At 63.4% G+C, this 15,679-nt stretch carries 15 protein-coding genes; 8 read left to right on the forward strand and 7 right to left on the reverse strand.

What is annotated here, in order from left to right:
* Positions 1 to 203 precede the first annotated feature (203 nt).
* The 4 genes from thiH to AXF13_RS14720 all read right to left on the reverse strand — a co-directional run bounded on the left by thiH (position 204) and on the right by AXF13_RS14720 (position 4,276).
* Positions 204 to 1,319 (reverse strand): 2-iminoacetate synthase ThiH, encoded by a 1,116-nt coding sequence (gene thiH / locus AXF13_RS14705; protein WP_062254360.1) that lies wholly within the window; start codon positions 1,317 to 1,319, stop codon positions 204 to 206.
* Positions 1,320 to 1,331: 12 nt separating this feature from the next.
* Positions 1,332 to 2,102, reverse strand: a complete 771-nt coding sequence (locus tag AXF13_RS14710) for a thiazole synthase (protein ID WP_062254362.1) — start codon at positions 2,100 to 2,102, stop codon at positions 1,332 to 1,334.
* A 98-nt stretch (positions 2,103 to 2,200) separates the two neighbouring features.
* Positions 2,201 to 2,401: a sulfur carrier protein ThiS gene (gene thiS, locus AXF13_RS14715; protein ID WP_008682551.1), complete on the reverse strand. Its 201-nt coding sequence runs from the start codon at positions 2,399 to 2,401 to the stop codon at positions 2,201 to 2,203.
* A gap of 327 nt (positions 2,402 to 2,728) precedes the next feature.
* Positions 2,729 to 4,276 carry a lipopolysaccharide biosynthesis protein gene (locus tag AXF13_RS14720; RefSeq protein ID WP_062254364.1) on the reverse strand — a complete coding sequence of 516 codons (1,548 nt, stop codon included), beginning with the start codon at positions 4,274 to 4,276 and terminating at the stop codon, positions 2,729 to 2,731.
* A gap of 205 nt (positions 4,277 to 4,481) precedes the next feature.
* Here AXF13_RS14720 and AXF13_RS14725 point away from each other — a divergent pair, with 205 nt between their 5' ends.
* The 4 genes from AXF13_RS14725 to ilvD all read left to right on the forward strand — a co-directional run bounded on the left by AXF13_RS14725 (position 4,482) and on the right by ilvD (position 8,136).
* On the forward strand, positions 4,482 to 4,952 hold the full coding sequence (locus AXF13_RS14725; protein WP_008682549.1) for a MarR family winged helix-turn-helix transcriptional regulator: 471 nt from the start codon (positions 4,482 to 4,484) through the stop codon (positions 4,950 to 4,952).
* Complete coding sequence (locus AXF13_RS14730) at positions 4,945 to 5,358, forward strand: pyridoxamine 5'-phosphate oxidase family protein (RefSeq protein WP_062254366.1); 414 nt, start codon at positions 4,945 to 4,947, stop codon at positions 5,356 to 5,358. The genes AXF13_RS14725 and AXF13_RS14730 overlap by 8 nt, the downstream gene beginning before the upstream one ends.
* A 65-nt stretch (positions 5,359 to 5,423) precedes the next feature.
* The gene (locus tag AXF13_RS14735) at positions 5,424 to 5,846 is read left to right on the forward strand and encodes a YybH family protein (protein WP_062254367.1); all 423 of its coding nucleotides are present in this window, start codon (positions 5,424 to 5,426) and stop codon (positions 5,844 to 5,846) included.
* 607 nt (positions 5,847 to 6,453) lie between these two features.
* Positions 6,454 to 8,136 (forward strand): dihydroxy-acid dehydratase, encoded by a 1,683-nt coding sequence (gene ilvD, locus AXF13_RS14740; RefSeq protein WP_062254370.1) that lies wholly within the window; start codon positions 6,454 to 6,456, stop codon positions 8,134 to 8,136.
* A gap of 91 nt (positions 8,137 to 8,227) precedes the next feature.
* Here the strand turns inward: ilvD and asnS are convergent, their stop codons facing one another.
* Positions 8,228 to 9,592: an asparagine--tRNA ligase gene (asnS, locus tag AXF13_RS14745; RefSeq protein WP_062254371.1), complete on the reverse strand. Its 1,365-nt coding sequence runs from the start codon at positions 9,590 to 9,592 to the stop codon at positions 8,228 to 8,230.
* Positions 9,593 to 9,993: 401 nt separating this feature from the next.
* On the opposite strand from asnS, the gene AXF13_RS14750 reads away from it, so the two are divergent.
* From AXF13_RS14750 to AXF13_RS14765, 4 genes are all read left to right on the forward strand, one after another.
* Positions 9,994 to 10,428: a hypothetical protein gene (locus tag AXF13_RS14750; RefSeq protein WP_062254372.1), complete on the forward strand. Its 435-nt coding sequence runs from the start codon at positions 9,994 to 9,996 to the stop codon at positions 10,426 to 10,428.
* Positions 10,429 to 10,752: 324 nt separating this feature from the next.
* Positions 10,753 to 11,238 carry a hypothetical protein gene (locus tag AXF13_RS14755; RefSeq protein WP_009303129.1) on the forward strand — a complete coding sequence of 162 codons (486 nt, stop codon included), beginning with the start codon at positions 10,753 to 10,755 and terminating at the stop codon, positions 11,236 to 11,238.
* 138 nt (positions 11,239 to 11,376) lie between these two features.
* On the forward strand, positions 11,377 to 12,558 hold the full coding sequence (locus AXF13_RS14760; RefSeq protein ID WP_062254374.1) for an MFS transporter: 1,182 nt from the start codon (positions 11,377 to 11,379) through the stop codon (positions 12,556 to 12,558).
* 119 nt (positions 12,559 to 12,677) lie between these two features.
* Complete coding sequence (locus tag AXF13_RS14765; RefSeq protein ID WP_062254376.1) at positions 12,678 to 13,262, forward strand: GNAT family N-acetyltransferase; 585 nt, start codon at positions 12,678 to 12,680, stop codon at positions 13,260 to 13,262.
* Positions 13,263 to 13,287: 25 nt separating this feature from the next.
* Here the strand turns inward: AXF13_RS14765 and AXF13_RS14770 are convergent, their stop codons facing one another.
* Both AXF13_RS14770 and AXF13_RS14775 read right to left on the reverse strand, forming a co-directional pair.
* The gene (locus AXF13_RS14770) at positions 13,288 to 14,202 is read right to left on the reverse strand and encodes a DNA polymerase III subunit delta' (RefSeq protein WP_062254377.1); all 915 of its coding nucleotides are present in this window, start codon (positions 14,200 to 14,202) and stop codon (positions 13,288 to 13,290) included.
* A 20-nt stretch (positions 14,203 to 14,222) separates the two neighbouring features.
* On the reverse strand, positions 14,223 to 15,500 hold the full coding sequence (locus tag AXF13_RS14775) for an adenylosuccinate synthase (protein WP_008682537.1): 1,278 nt from the start codon (positions 15,498 to 15,500) through the stop codon (positions 14,223 to 14,225).
* Positions 15,501 to 15,679: the final 179 nt, after the last annotated feature.

The raw sequence follows: 15,679 nt of genomic DNA on the forward strand, positions 1-15,679 counted from the left end.
ACGCGGTTTTTTCCGGAATCCACGCCGCGTTGCTCTCGATGCCTGTACGCCCTTTGGGCTACAGGCACGGCCTTACGGGCCGCGTTGGGTCGGTCCTCGCGGCGCGCCTCACCGTGTTCGGGGCTAGAGCATTTCAAAGTTGAAATGTTCTAAAAACGGCGTGTGCACGGAAAGAGTCCACGAACACGCCGTTTGCTGAACGATTATGCCGCCGGGTCTTCCCAATCCTTGATCACCGCCTGATAACCAATGCCCGCCAGAGCGGAACTCATCTGTTCCAGGCTGCGGTGGTCGGTGATCTCGAACTGGCCGGGGTTGTGCATGTCCTCCGTGGCCCGGCCGCCCACGGCCGTGGACACCCCGGCGGACACGCGGGTGACGCCCAGGGGCACCAGATGATCGCGCATGAAGGCGCTTTCGCGGCTGGAGCAGGTGATGCCCGCGCGCGGCAAAAAGCAACGCGTCGCGGTGACGTACTGCACCAGATGGCGGTCGTCCACCGCATGTTGCACGTCGAAGTCGCCTTCGTGCGGGCAGATGCGCGGGATGGACACGCTCACGTCCACGCCGGGGAAATTGCGTTGCAGCCACCAGGCATGCAGGCCCGTGCCGAAGGCGTCCTGTTCGAAAGATTCCAGGCCCAGCAACGCGCCCACGCCCAGAGAGCGCATGCCCGCGCGCGCGGCGCGTTCCGGCGCGTTGAGGCGGAAGCCGTAGTCGTGCTTGGGGCCCACGGGATGCAGCCATGCGTAGAGTTCGGGATTGTAGGTCTCCTGGAACATGGTCATGGAGTCCACGCCCGCTTCCACCAGCAGGGAATATTCCTCCACGGTGAGGGAATAGACCTCAACGCCCACGGAGGCGAACAGCGGCTTGATCCGCCGCGCCACCGAGGCGATGTATTCCGGCGAGGAGAGCTTGGGCGCGTCGCCCGTGAGCAGCAGGATATGCTGAAAGCCCATCTCCGCGATGGACTTGGCCTCGGCATAGGCTTCTTCCACGCTGAGATGGCGGCGCGGCTGCTTGTTTTTGGCGTTGAAGCCGCAATAGCGGCACTGATTGGTGCACACGTCGGAAATGTACAACGGCGTGAAAATGTTCACGGCCCTGCCGAAATAGCGCAGGGTCAGGTCATGGGCCTTGCGGGCCAGGGCTTCGAGGCATTCCCCGGCGGCGGGCGAGAGCAGGGTCAGAAAGTCGGCGGGCTGCAGCACGTCCTTGTCCAGTACGGCCAGCACCTTGGCCGGGGTGACGTCGGCCACGCCCCCGGCCCGGCGCTCGGCGGGCCAGGCCCGCAAAAATTCCTGAAAATTTTCCATCTGGCATATCCCCTATCGCAGAAATCCCGTCAACGGCGACGATGCCTCAGCTCCCCCGCCCCGCGCCATAACCGCGCCGGCTCCGGCCAGCCAGGCGTTGCGTCCGGCTTCCACGGCGGCCCTGAAGGCACCGGCCATGCGCACGGGATCGTCGGAAGAGGCAATGGCCGTGTTCACCAGGCAGGCCGCCGCGCCCATCTCCATGGCCTCGCAGGCCTGGGAGGGACGTCCGATGCCCGCATCCACCACCACGGGCAGATCCAGCTCCTCAATGAGGATGGCGATCATTTCCCTGGTGCGCAGGCCCCGGTTGGTGCCGATGGGCGCGCCCAGCGGCATGACCGCCGAGGCACCGGCCTCCGCGCAGGCGCGGGCCACGTAAAGATCCGGATTGATATAGGGCAGCACGGTGAAGCCTTCCTTGACCAGAATTTCCGTGGCCTTGGCGGTTTCATAGCCGTCGGGCAGCAGGTGGCGGGTGTCGGAAATGACCTCGATCTTGACCCAGTCGCCGCAGCCCGCGGCGCGGGCCAGACGGGCCAGGCGCACGGCCTCATCGGCGGTGCGCGCCCCCGAAGTGTTGGGCAGCAGGCGCATGGTCTTGGGAATATGGCCCATGATGCCCTGCTGGCCTTTTTCCACCCGCCGCATGGCCACGGTGATGACTTCCGCGCCGCTGGCCTCGGCCACCGCCGGAATCAGACTGTCGGCGCTGTATTTGCCCGTGCCGATGAACAGACGGCTTTTAAGGGTCACGCCGCCGACCACAAAGGGATCATTCATATCTTTCTCCGTCAGGATGTTCTGATGTCGGAAAAGGGAAAAACGGCTTCAACCTCTCCCATCGGACCGTGCCGCCCGCGGGAAAAGAGAAAGCCGTTCTAGCCGCCGCCCACAAACTGCACAATTTCGAGCACGTCGCCGCCGTGCAGTTGCGTGGCCGCGAAAGCGTCGGCGGGGACAATGTTCCCGTTGTGCTCCACGACCACGGTCTTGGGGTCATGACCGCGCGTTTGCAGCAGATCCGCCACGCTGGCGGCCTCCGTGCAGGTTTCGGTTTCGCCGTTGACGATCACATCCATGTCGAACCTCCCGAAAACAAAAAAAGCCCGCGGACCGGAATGTCTGCGGGCGAGCGCGAACCTGCGGCGGCAGGTCGGCCAGCTTCCCTTCGTCAGCACTATCTGCGTCAGGTGCAGAGCCGCGCGTTTGCGCGGTTCTAGGGGTCAGGGCGCTAACACCCTTTCTCAGCCGTAAAGGCTCCCCCAGCCGGTAGGAAAAACGATAGTCTCTGCGCCGCAAGAATGCAAGGGATGTTTACGCACTTCAGGCAGCGCACGAAAGGCTGGTTTTTCTGGATCATCACGGCATGTAGCGATGGCAGGAACATAGCATTATAGATGTCTGCCCTACGCACCCCGGCGGGATTTTTTCAGGCGGATGAACAGCTCGCGCAATTCCCGGCGGGAAAGGCCCAGCACCTGGGGCACGGCCAGGCAGAGGCCCAGGCAGAGCAGGCTGTAAAGCACGCCGGAAATGAAGAAGCGGCGGAAGGAGTCCAGATCGCCGAAGCCCAGATCGATGGTCAGCTCGCGGCAGGCAAAGGCCAGCAGCAGCAGAGCGGCAAGGCTCCAGATCTGATGGGCGAAATTGCGCCAGAAGTTCAGGGGAATGAAGCGCGAGGCCAGCCAGAGATACAAATTCACGGTCAGGCATTGCACGCACACGGTTTTCAGGGCCAGGCCCACAGCCCCGAGGTTGAGGCCCAACAGGTCCGGCGGGGCCAGCAGAAACCAGGCCGTGGCAAAGCCGTACACGCACTCCAGGGCCGCGATATTGCGCAGCACGCGGGTGCGCCCCGTGGCGTGAAAGACCGAGCCGGCCAGCTGGCCGTAAGCTTGGTGCAAGGGATAGAGGGCCATGATCTGCACGGGCAGGATGGCCGCCGTGAATTCCGCGCCGCCGAAGATGTTCACCAGGGCCGGGCCCTCGGCCAGGGTAAAGCAGGAAAAATAGGCCGCCACCACGTAAAGCAGGGGGGCGAAACGGGTCAGCAGCCGGGCCATGGCCACGCGGTCCTTCTGGCCCCAGGCGATGGAAAGCTCGCGCATGATCAGGGGGGTCATGGCGGAGACAAAAAGAAAACAGGCCATGCTGACTTTCTGGGACAGGGCGAAGAAGCCCTGTTCCGCGCTGCCGTCAAACCATTGCAGCAGCCAGCGCTCGGCGGTGAGCAGCAGAAAGGAAAGCAGGGCCTGGACGAAAAGCGGGTGACTGTAGTCGAAAAATTCGCGGCAATAGGCCCGGTTCTGCGCCTTGCTCAGATGGAAGCGCAGGCTTTCCTCGCGCTCGCGCCAGTGGCGGCGCGTGACCAGCCAGTAGCCCAGGGCCGTGGCCCCGAGCATGAGATATTGCTGGGCGAAGAGGCTGTGGATGTTCAGCCAGTCGCCCCAGAACAGCACGCCCAGCAGAGCCACGGCCAGCAGGGAGATCACGGTGCGCACCATTTCCGAGGAGACTGTGGCCCCCACGGCGTCGTTCATGGAGCGCAGCACCCGGCCCCACCAGGTCAGAAAAGCCCAGAGCGCGGCCAGGGGCGCGAGCCAGAGCGGCACGTCGGGCATGAGCAGCCCCCCCACCGGCGGAATCAGCATGCAGAGGGCGGCCAACAGGCTGATCAGGGCCACCAGCAGGCTGATGCGGAAGTAAAAGCCGATAAGGCCGGTTTCGTTCTGGCGGCGGGACAGGGCGTTGTAAAAGCAGGTGGAGGTGCCCATGTCCAGAAAGCCGGAAAGCTGCTGAAAGAGATTGGTGGCAAAGCTGTAGTTGCCGTACATGCGCGGGCCGAGAGCGCGCGGCAGAATGGCCTCCATGGCCAGGTACACCGGCACGGAAGCCACGTTGGCCAGCAGCTTGAAGGCATAGCGGCGGGCCAGGGTGGGCGTGGAGCTTTGCATGCGGGCAATCTACACATTTTCTCAAAAAGCCTAAAGGGCTTTTTGCGCAAAGCGCCGTCGCCCGGCCGCGCCCGTAGCGGCGGGAACCGGGCCGGGAAGCGGCGGATTTTTTGCGGTGGGAGGAAAATCTTGACATTGGTTCGTGGGCGAACTAATTTGGCTGCACGGGTTAGTTCGCCCACGAATAAACTGGAGTGGCAAGATTATGGAACAGAGTACGGATGCCGTCATCGCCCTGGCCGCCGCCGTGCGCGAGCAGGCCAACGCCTTTTTGCTCAGGGCTTTGGCCGAACGCGGCGTCACGGATCTGCTGCCCGCCCACGGCGCGGTGCTGCACGCGCTGTTCCGCCAGGGCCCCCTGAGCATGAGCGCCCTGGCGGAGGCCATCGACAGGCGGAAAAACACCGTCACCGGCCTGATCAAAACCCTGGAAGAGCGGGGCTATTGCCGCCGGGAGCCCGATCCCGCGGACGCGCGGGTGCAGCGCATCGTGCTGACCGCCAGGGGCGAGGGCCTGCGCGGCATGCAGGAGGAAATCTCCGCTGCCATGTTGCGTACGGCTTGGCGCGGCATGGACCGGGAAGAGCGGGAGGCCTGCGTCAGGGGCCTTTGCGCTGTACTGGAAAATCTGAAACGGGACGCAATGCTCCCGCCGCAAGGAGAATGTCATGAGTAAGGAATTGCAGGAAATTTCGCGGATTCTGTCGGAAACGCCCATGTGCTTCATCGCCACCATGGACGGCACGCAGCCCAGAGTGCGGGCTTTTCAGTTCCAGTTTGAGCAGGACGGAAAGCTCTGGTTCTGCACGGCCAGAAACAAGGATGTGTTCAAGCAGTTGCAGGCCAATCCGGCGGTGGAAATCTGCGCCGTGAAGCAGGACATGACCTGGCTGCGCCTGACGGGCAAGATGGCGCTGGCGGACGACATGGCCGTGAAGGAGCGCGTCCTGGCTGCCCGGCCGCTGATCAAGGGCATCTACGGCAGCGCGGACAACCCGGTGTTCGCCTCGCTTTGCCTTGAACACGGCGAATACGTCATTGCCGATTTTTCCGGCAATCCGCCCCGCAAGGGCACGTTTTAACCGCAACAAAGGCGCGCGGCTCCTGCCTTGACGCCGGAACCGCGCGCGTATCCGAAGGAACAGCCATGACAGATCAGGACAATGCCGGAAAAGAACTGCGCGACAAAATCGAGATGTACCGCGAATCCATCATCCACGCGGACAAGCCGGAACTGGCGGAACAGGTCTGGGACACTGCGCCGGAAACTTCCTTTATCCATCCGCGCGGGCATGAGCGCGGCTGGGAAGCCATTCGGGACAACTTCTATACCAAAACCATGGCGAATACCTTTTCCAGGCGTGAACTCAGGCTCACGGGCGAGCCGGTCATCCATCTTTACGGCGACGCGGCCGTGGCGGAATTCGACTGGGAGTTCACGGCCACCAGACGCGCCGACAACGGCGAGCGGCACACCAGCGGCCGGGAAAGCCAGATTTATGTCCGGCGGCCCGGCCGGGGATGGCGGCTCGTGCATGTGCACTATTCCGGCCCGGCGGCCACGGCCTGAGTTTGTTTCCGTCCGCCGGACGCGCATGGGTTTCGTCCGGTGGACGCGGCGGCAGTCCGGCCCGCGCGGCGGGCAGACGCATCTAAAAAGTCTTATTCCTTGATAGATTGGGGAACGAACAAAAAAGAGGCGAAGCCACCTTTGCTCCGCCGGAGCGAAGCGCAGGCGGATGGCTGGTGCCGGGAGAATCCTAAAAAATGCGCTAGCCGTTGCCGCGTCAGCGGCTTACGGATAGCGACAGCGATTTTCCTAGATATAATTTTGCGTAACCAATTGCTGTCTTCATCCGTAGCTTCCTGCGTCGCAACGGCTGAAGCAAGATTTTTGCGTGCTGGCAAGGAAAATGGCACTTTTTGCGCGGAGTGTACTCAAGTACATGAGCAGCAAAAAGCGCCAGATGACGCAGCCAGCACACAAAAGGCTGGTTTTGACGGATCATCACGGCAAATATAAGAAACCTGCAAAACCTGGAATTAGATGCGTCTGCCTTGGGCCCGCGCGCCGCGCGTGTTTACGGGCGCGGACTTTTGCCGTATGACAAATCCGTTGCCCGGCATGCCGAGATCGCGCCGGGTCGTGTTGTTTTTTACCTCAAAGGATTGCCGCCATGGATGATGCTCGCAGCAAAAAGATGAAGAGCGGGCTGGAAAAAGCCCCGCACCGTTCCCTGCTCTACGCCCTGGGCCTGACCAGGGAGGAAATGGAACGCCCCCTGGTGGGCGTGGTCAACGCCGCCAGCGAGGTGGTGCCCGGCCACATGCATTTGGATGCCCTGGCCTCGGCCGTCAAGGCCGGTGTGCGCATGGCCGGCGGCACGCCCCTGGAGTTTCCGGCCATTGCCGTGTGCGACGGCATCGCCATGAACCACGAGGGCATGCGCTTTTCCCTGCCGTCGCGCGAATTTATCGCGGATTCCATTGAAATCATGGCCCGTGGCCACGCCTTTGATGCCCTGGTCTTCATCCCCAACTGCGACAAATGCGTGCCCGGCATGCTCATGGCCATGATGCGCCTGAACCTGCCCTCGGTGCTGGTTTCCGGCGGCCCCATGCTGCCCGGCAATCTCGGGCCGCACACGCGCGGCGACCTGATCACGGTTTTCGAGGCTGTGGGCCGGGTGCGCAGCGGCACTTTGAGCGAAGACGAGCTGGAGCGCATGGCCGAGCGGGCCTGTCCCGGCTGCGGGGCCTGCGCGGGCATGTTCACGGCCAACTCCATGAACTGCCTGGCCGAAACCATCGGCGTGGCCCTGCCCGGCAACGGCACCATCCCGGCGGTGAGCGCGGCGCGCGTGCGCCTGGCCAAGACCGCGGGCATGCGGGTCATGGACCTGCTCAAGAACAATATCCGCCCGCTGGACATCGTCACCCCCGAATCCGTGGCCAATGCCGTGGCCGTGGACATGGCCCTGGGCTGCTCCACCAATACGGTGCTGCACCTGCCTGCCGTGTTTGGCGAGGCGGGCCTGGACATGGGCCTGGAAGTTTTTGACGAGGTCAGCCGCAAGAGCCCCAATCTCTGCAAACTTTCCCCGGCGGGCAAGCATTTCATGGTCGACCTGGACAATGCCGGGGGCATCCCGGCGGTCATGAGCGAACTGGACAAGCTGGGGCTGATCCATAAGGACTGTCTGACCGTCACCGGCAAAACCGTGGGCGAGAACCTCAAGGCGCTCAACGCCCGCATTGAGGACCCGGACGTGATCCATCCCATCGGCCAGGCCTATTCCAAGCAGGGCGGCATCGCCATTCTGCGCGGCAGCCTCGCGCCCGGCGGCGCGGTGGTCAAGCAGTCGGCCGTGGCTCCGGAAATGATGCGCCGCGACGTGCGCGCTCGGGTGTTCGAATCCGAAGAGGACGCCATGCAAGCCATTCTGGACGGCAAGATCCAGCCCGGCGACGGCGTGGTGATCCGCTATGAAGGCCCGCGCGGCGGGCCGGGCATGCGCGAAATGCTTTCGCCCACCGCGGCCATCACCGGCATGGGCCTGGGCAAGGACGTGGCCCTGCTCACGGACGGCCGCTTCTCCGGCGGCACCAACGGCGCGGCCATCGGCCACATCTCGCCGGAAGCCGCCGACGGCGGGATCATTGCCCTGGTGCGCGAGGGCGACACTATCCACATCGACATTCCTGGCCGTAAGCTGGACCTGCTGGTGGACGAGACCGAACTGGAAAAACGCCGCGTCGAACTGGTCAGGCCTCAAAAGGACTGCCCCTATCCGGTGTTGCGGCGCTATGCCCATCTGGTCAGCTCGGCGGCCAACGGCGCGCGGTACAAGAATATTTAAGGAAACGCTGATTGCCGGTCTTTTTGCCCTCCGCCCGCCTCATGGTCGTTCATGAGGCGGGCGGACTGCGCGTACGGCATATTGGCTGACGCTAAAATTCCAGATTGCCCGGCGTGCGCGGGAAGGGTATCACGTCGCGGATATTGGTGATGCCCGTGAGCAGCATCAGCAGGCGCTCGAAGCCCAGGCCGAAGCCCGCGTGCGGCACGCTGCCGAAGCGCCGCAGGTCCAGATACCACCAGTAATCCTCGGGATTCTGGCCCAGCTCGCGGATGCGGGCTTCCAGCCGGTCCAGGCGCTCCTCGCGCTGCGAGCCGCCGATAAGTTCGCCGATGCGCGGCACCAGCATGTCCATGGCCGCCACGGTCTCATTGTCGTCGTTGGCCCGCATGTAGAAGGCTTTGATTTCCTTGGGATAATCGTAAACAATGACCGGCCGCTGGAAATGCTCCTCGGCCAGGTAACGCTCGTGCTCGGTTTGCAGGTCCACGCCGAAGGTCACGGGAAAGGCGAATTCCTTGCCGCTGTCCTCCAGAATCCGGATGGCCTCGGCATAGGGCACACGGGCGAAGGGCTGGCGCAGCATGCCTTGCAGGCGTTCCAGCAGGCCCTTGTCCACGAAATTGTCGAAGAGCTTCACGTCCGCCTCGCAGTGCGCCAGCACATGCTCAATGACGTGGCGGGTGAGGCTTTCGCCCAGCTCCATGAGATCAGAAAGATCCGCGAAGGCCATTTCCGGCTCGATCATCCAGAATTCGGCGGCATGGCGCGGGGTATTGGAGTTCTCGGCCCGGAACGTGGGCCCGAAGGTGTAGACCCGCCCCAGGCCCAGGGCCAGGGCCTCGGCCTCCAACTGGCCGGACACGGTGAGGTTGCACGGGCGGTTGAAGAAGTCGCCGTCCGTGTTCTTCTCGCCCGGCGCAAGGGTGGTCACGCGGAACATCTCGCCCGCGCCCTCGCAGTCCGAGCCGGTGAGCACCGGGGTGTGCACCCAGGCGAAGCGCCGCCCGTGGAAAAAGTCGTGCACGGCGCGTCCGGCTTCGGAGCGGATGCGGAAGGCGGCGCCGTATTTGTTGGTGCGCGCGCGCAAGTGCGCGATGCCGCGCAGAAATTCGTCGGAATGGCGCTTTTTCTGAAGCGGGAAGGCTTCCGGATCGGCCAGGCCGAAGACAGTCACGCTTTTGGCCCGCACTTCCCATGTCTGGCCCTTGCCCGGCGAGGGCACCAGCTCGCCGACCACGGCCAGGGCCGCGCCGGTATTGGCTTCGCCCAGAGCCGCGTGGGCCTCGGTGCCTTCGTCCACAATGCACTGCATGTTGGCGAGGCAGGAGCCGTCGTTGATCTCCACAAAGGAAAAGCCCTTGGCGTCGCGGCGGGTGCGCACCCAGCCGCAGATGGTAATGGCGTTTTGCGCCTTTTCGGCGTTGAGGGCGTCGATGATCAGGGTTCGCTGCATGGGATGGCTCCTTGCGGATGGATTTCGCTCAGGAAGAACCTTGACAGTGTAGCCTTTCCGCGCGCGCGGCTCAAGGGCGGGACGCGGCAAACCTCCGTCGCGGGCCACACAAAACGTCGTCTTTGCGACAGGCCCAAGGGATCCTTGACTACCGCCCAAAAATGTATTGCCCTGCCTTTCACAGGTGCTTCAAAACACCTTTATTCCTTGGCGGCCCGCCGTCCCGAAAGCATGGCTTTTTTTTGCGCCTTTCTTCTGGCGCATTCTCTGTCATCTCTTCCGGGTGTGGGCTAATACAATACCGGCTTGCCGGAAATATGCCCGCCGTTCCAAGGACGGTTTTGAGCACCCGGAGCTTTTCATATTGAAGGCCCCATCAAAAAAATCCTTGGAGGCATCGTATGCCCAGTTCTTCCCCGAGCCATCAGCGTTCACAGGCCCAGCCCGCCCCACCTGACCCCATCGCTCTGGCGGCCATGCTCCAGAATGCGGCCCAGGCCCTGCTCAGCTCCCCCGCCCCACGGGAATCTCCTTCCCCCGACGATGAAGGCGACGACCGGCCCCGAGAGGAAATCCGCTCTTATCGCTTTTCCCCCTTGGCGTTGCGTGGCGAAAAAGAGCTGTTGGAGGAACAGAACGCGGAAGGGCTGCGGGAACTGGTTTCCATGGCCTCTTCCTCGGTCATGGCCTTTGCCTCCCTCTTGGAATTGATGGATGAGGCCGCCAAAGTGGACGGCTTCGTGATTCATATTCTGGCGCGCGAATTACAGCGCATCGGGGATCTGTTTTTCAAGATCCAGGATGTGTACAGCACTGTTGAGCTCGTGGAAACTTAAGCTGAAAACCTCAGGCCCTTCAGCGTGACCGCAAAGCCCGTTTCGCGGGCCTTGCGCAGCGTCAATCTGCTTTCCGCTCGTTGGCAGAGTGACTTTGCCCAACGCTGGCGCGGAGCGGCCTTACAAGTAGTTGCGCATGTAACTATTTTAAATAATATATAAATTATGATATCTTGGTCGCCTCTGTCCGGAGCGTCCATCCCTCTTGGCCTTTTTCTAAAGATTGTATAGAATTGGTTCACATGAGCATATGCCGCCCATCTCTGCCTGGGGCATGGTCAACGGCGGCTGGTCATAATTTCTGTTGTACTGAGGAAAAACCATATGAAAAAATTGTTCGGTGCCTTGGCCTTCATCTGCGTTCTGGCTCTTGCGGGCACGGCCTTGGCGGCCACGCCCGCCGCGCCTCAGGCGGGCAAACCCGTCCAGGACAAGCCGGAAAAAGGCGTGGACCGCGTCACCTTGATCAGCGTGCAGATCGAGGGCGACGACAGCATCGGCGCGCGCCTGAGCACCAAGCTCAAGGAGCGTTTCAACCAGAGCAATCTGTTCACGCTCAATGCCGATGAAGAAAAGGACGCGCCAGAGTTGCGCCTTTTGCTGAGTACGGCCCCGGAATTCAAGGACCGCCCCAATGTGGGATCGGTCTACAGCGTGTGCTGGGTCTTCAGCCAGGGCAAGGGCTATCTCGGCTATTTGCTCGCGCGGGAAGTGGGCACGATCAATTACGACGACCTTGACGCCAAAGTGGACAAGCTGGTGGAGCGCACCGACGCTATTGCGGCCAAGTACGGCAATTTGTGGAAATAAGCCGCGCGGTTTTTACCGCCGGTTTTCCTGAAACCTGCATCGCAAAAAAGCTCCCTTCGTGGCGGGGAGCTTTTTTGTCTGCTTTGTCCGGCGCCGGGCCGTCGCGGCCCGGAAAATAACAGTGCTGTAAGGAAGACTATGCCCAGGAGCGTTTTCGCATGGGGCAACCGCCGGCTGATCGCCTATCTGGCGTTTCTGAGCGCCTTTGCCCCGCTTTCCACGGATATGTATCTGCCCGCCCTGCCGCACATGGCCGAGGCCCTGAACACCACCTACAGCCTGACCAGCCTCACGGTGAGCGGTTTTCTGCTGCTCTTTGCCCTGTCCATGCTGATCTGGGGCCCGCTCAGCGACAAATACGGCCGCAGGCCGGTGCTGCTCACCGGCGGCGCGTTCTACGTCCTGTCCAGCGTGGGTATCGCCCTGGCCGGTTCCATCGGCCCGCTGCTGTTCTGGCGCGGCCTCCAGGCCGTGAGCAGCGGCGCCATCAGTTCCATGTCCCTGGCCGTGGTCAAGGACATTCTGCGGGGTTCGGCCATGGAAAAGGTGGTCACCTGGATTCAGACCGTGACCATCCTGGCCCCCATGCTGGCCCCTGTGGCGGGCGGCGGCCTGCTGTTGCTCACCGACTGGCGCGGCATCTTCTGGTGTCTGGCCTGCTGCGGGCTTCTGGCCCTGGCCGGAGGCCTGGCCCTGCGGGAAACCAGGGCCAGGGCCACGCAGGGCTCCGTCTTCAATGCCCTGGGGCGGATTTTCGTGGTTCTGCGCACGCCGGGCTTCGGTGCGCCCCTGCTGCTATTCTCGGCCATGAGCATGCCCTTCATGGCCTATCTGGCGGTCTCGTCCTATGTCTTCCAGACCCGGTTCGGCCTGTCCGCCCAGGAATACAGCTGGTTTTTCGCCTTCAACGCGGGCATGAGCCTGCTGGGGCCGCTGCTGCACATGCGTTTTTTCCGGCATTGGCGGCGCGGCCTTGTTATTGCCGTCCATCTGCTGCTGGTCTGCGTGGCCGGGGGCCTGCTGTTGCTCTTCGGCAACGCGGGGCCGTGGCATTTCGCGCTGCTCTATGTGCCGGTGAGTTTTTGCGGCAGCGCCATCCGGCCGCCGTCCACAGTGCTGCTGATGCAATGCGTGCGGGGAGACAACGGCGCGGTGACCTCGCTCATCAACAGCGGAGCCCTGCTCTGCGGCAGCCTGTCCATGCTGCTCTGTTCCCTGCCGTTCTGGAGCGGGCCGGTGACCGCCGCGGGCGGCATCTCCTGCCTGGTGGCAGGGGCGGCCTTTCTGGGCTGGCTGCGGCTGGCGCGGCGTTTCTCGTAATGGAACCGTTCACGCAGGGAATGCGTCAACTGCGCATATATTCTCATAGATGAAACATAGATGTGGACGTTGCGCGGCCCCGGCCCGGATCGGCGGCGCGCCGTCCGGGAGAGGAACTCATGCCTGACGTGCCGATTCTTGAAACAGAGCGCCTTGTCCTGAGGGATTTTGCGGCGGACGACGGCCCCGCGCTGTTCCGGATTATGAGCGACAGGGAAACCAACGTCTTTCTGCCCATGTTTCCACTGGAGCGGCCAGAGGAAGCGGCCGCTCTTCTGTGCGCGGGCAGTGTATGGAGAGGGGCGGCGGCGCGCTGTTGGGCCGTCTGCCCGAAATCCGCAGGCACGCCCGTAGGCTATGTGCGGGTGGCCGCGGATGCAAGTCATGATCTTGGCTACGCCCTGCGGCGGGAGTTCTGGGGCCGGGGCTTCATGACGGAAGCCTGCCGGGCCGTGCTGGGGGCACTGCGTCGGGAGGGGACGCCCTATGTCACGGCCACGCATGACGTGAATAACCCCGCCAGCGGCGCGGTTATGAAAAAGATCGGCATGACCTATTGTTACTCCTATCGCGAGCGCTGGCAGCCCAAGGACATCCGGGTCATTTTCCGCATGTGGCAGGTGAACCTGGACGGAAGAGATGAGCGGATTTTCAGAAAATACTGGGACAATGCGTCTGTCCGTTTTGTGGAACAGGATGTTTGACGGGGGTCGGCCGGGGTGTGGCCGCTTACCGGTTCCGGGGCACGGCGTCCCGGCGCAGCACAAAGAGCCGCGCGGCCAGGGCTTCCAGCACGCGTGCCGGAGTGACGCCGTACTGGAGCATATCCTGGGCTTCGGCCAGCCAGCGGCAGCATACGGCCCGGCCGCGCGCGTCCAGATCGGCCAGGAGCATATCCAGCGGGCTCTCGGCCTCGTCGGCCAGTACGCGGCTCAGGGATTTTTGTCCGGCCAGGAGCAGGCGGCCCGCCAGGGCCGCGTCCATGGCCCCACGGGCTGAAACCTTGTCCAGAAAGCCCTGCCCGTCGCGCAGAAAAACGACCAGAGCTTCTTCCCAAGGAGCCAGAGCTGTATCCCGCGCCCGGCTGTCCGGCCAGGGCAGCGTCAGGCAGAAGGAACGGGAAACCAGGGTGGGCAGGAGCTGTTCCCGCTGCGGGGCCAGGAGCACGAAAACAGTGGTGGGCGAGGGTTCTTCCAGGGCTTTGAGCAGGGCGTTGGCCGCCTCGTCGCGGTTCAGGCTCAAGCCCATGAGCAGGACCACCCGGCGGCCCTGACCGTGGGGCGCGTCGCGCAGACGGCTTTTCAGCTCACGTACCCGCTGCATGTTGAAGGCCCGCACCAGACCGGGATTTTCCTCATCCTCGCGGTTGCTGATGCGGCCGTCATAGGCCGCCAAATCCAGATATTCGCCCGAGGCGATCTGCAGGCAGACCGGGCAGGCCAGACAGGGCGCGCCGTTTTCGGCGTGCGCGGCCTGAGGGCAGTTGCAGCGCGCGGCCCAGTAGCGGGCCAGATCCAGGCGCTGCTCCTCGCTGCCGCCTTCCAGCAGCAGAACCTGGGGCGGGGCTTGGCCCAGACGGTCCAGCACGGCCTTGAGGCGGTCAAAGGCCGGGTCCGCCACAGCGGGGAGCAGGCTTGCGTTCATGGCTGCCGCGCGGCGCGCGTTCAGCGCACGATGGTCTGGCGGCGGTCCGCGCCCACGGAAATCATGGAGACCTTCACGCCGCTGAGTTCCTCAATACGCCGGATATAGCCCTGCACAGTGCCCGGCAATTCCTCAAACGCGGTACATTCGGAAATGTCATCCTCAAAGCCGGGCAGTTCCTCATACACGGGCGTCACCCGGCCCAGCGCGCCTTCTTCCTGCGGCAGGTATTCCAGGCGCTTGCCGTCCAACTCGTAGGCCACGCAGATCTGCAGGGCGGGCAGATTCTGGAGCACGTCCAGCTTGGTCAGCGCGATATCCGTGAGGCCGTTGAGGCGCACGGTTTCGCGCAGCACCACGGCGTCCAGCCAGCCGCAACGGCGGGGGCGGCCCGTGGTGGCCCCGAATTCATGTCCCTTGGTGCGCAGGTAGCTGCCGGTGTCGTCCAGCAGTTCGGTGGGGAAGGGGCCGGAACCCACGCGGGTGGTGTAGGCCTTGACGATGCCCACGATGCGGTTCAGCGTACCGGGTGCCACGCCGCTGCCCGCCGCCGCGTTGCCCGCCACGGTGTTGGAGGAGGTCACAAAGGGGTAGGTGCCGTGGTCGATGTCCAGATGGATGCCCTGGGCGCCCTCGAAGAGCACGTTCTGTCCTGCCAGCATGGTCTCATGGATGCGGGCGTCCACATCCGTGAGATAGGGCAGCAGGCGCGGGGCCAAGCCCAGCAGTTCGTCGCAGACCGCGTTTTCGTCCAGGGGCTCGAATTTGTAGAGATCGCGCAGCAGGACGTTTTTTTCCAGCAGGGCGTGGCGTACTTTTTCGCGCACTAGGCCGGGATCGGCCAAATCCCCGGCGCGCAGGCCCACGCGGGCGGCCTTGTCCTCGTAGCAGGGGCCGATGCCCCGGCCCGTGGTGCCGATCTTGTGCCCGGCGCGCTTGGCTTCGCGGGCTTTGTCCAGGCTTTTGTGGTAGGGCATGATCAGATGGGTCTTTTTGCTGATGCCCAGGCGCGTGGGAGCCACGTCAATGCCGCGGGCCGCCAGATGGTCCACCTCGCTGAGAAAGACCGCCGGGTCCAGTACCACGCCGTTGCCGATCAGACAGATTTTGCCGTCGTGCAGGATGCCGGAAGGGATGAGGTGCAGGATGGTCTCCTCGCCCTTGACCTTGATGGTGTGCCCGGCATTGTTGCCGCCCTGAAAGCGGACGATGACCTGGCTCTGGGCGCTGAGCATGTCCACAATCTTGCCCTTGCCCTCGTCGCCCCACTGCGCGCCGATGATGACCGTGTTCGCCATTGTTTCACCTGCCTGAAATCCGCCTGCGGCGGTCTGGTTGTAAAATGGGCGTCACGTGCAACAAGAGCGGATCGGCGCTGGAAAGCCGGGCCGCTCGCAGGCGTCCGCGCAAGGGCGGACACAACACGCAAAACCGTAATGATACCTATCCCGGATGGCAAGGCAAGTCAAATGGCGTT

Origin of the sequence: Desulfovibrio fairfieldensis, assembly GCF_001553605.1 — a bacterium.
In the GTDB taxonomy this organism is placed as follows: domain Bacteria; phylum Desulfobacterota; class Desulfovibrionia; order Desulfovibrionales; family Desulfovibrionaceae; genus Desulfovibrio; species Desulfovibrio fairfieldensis.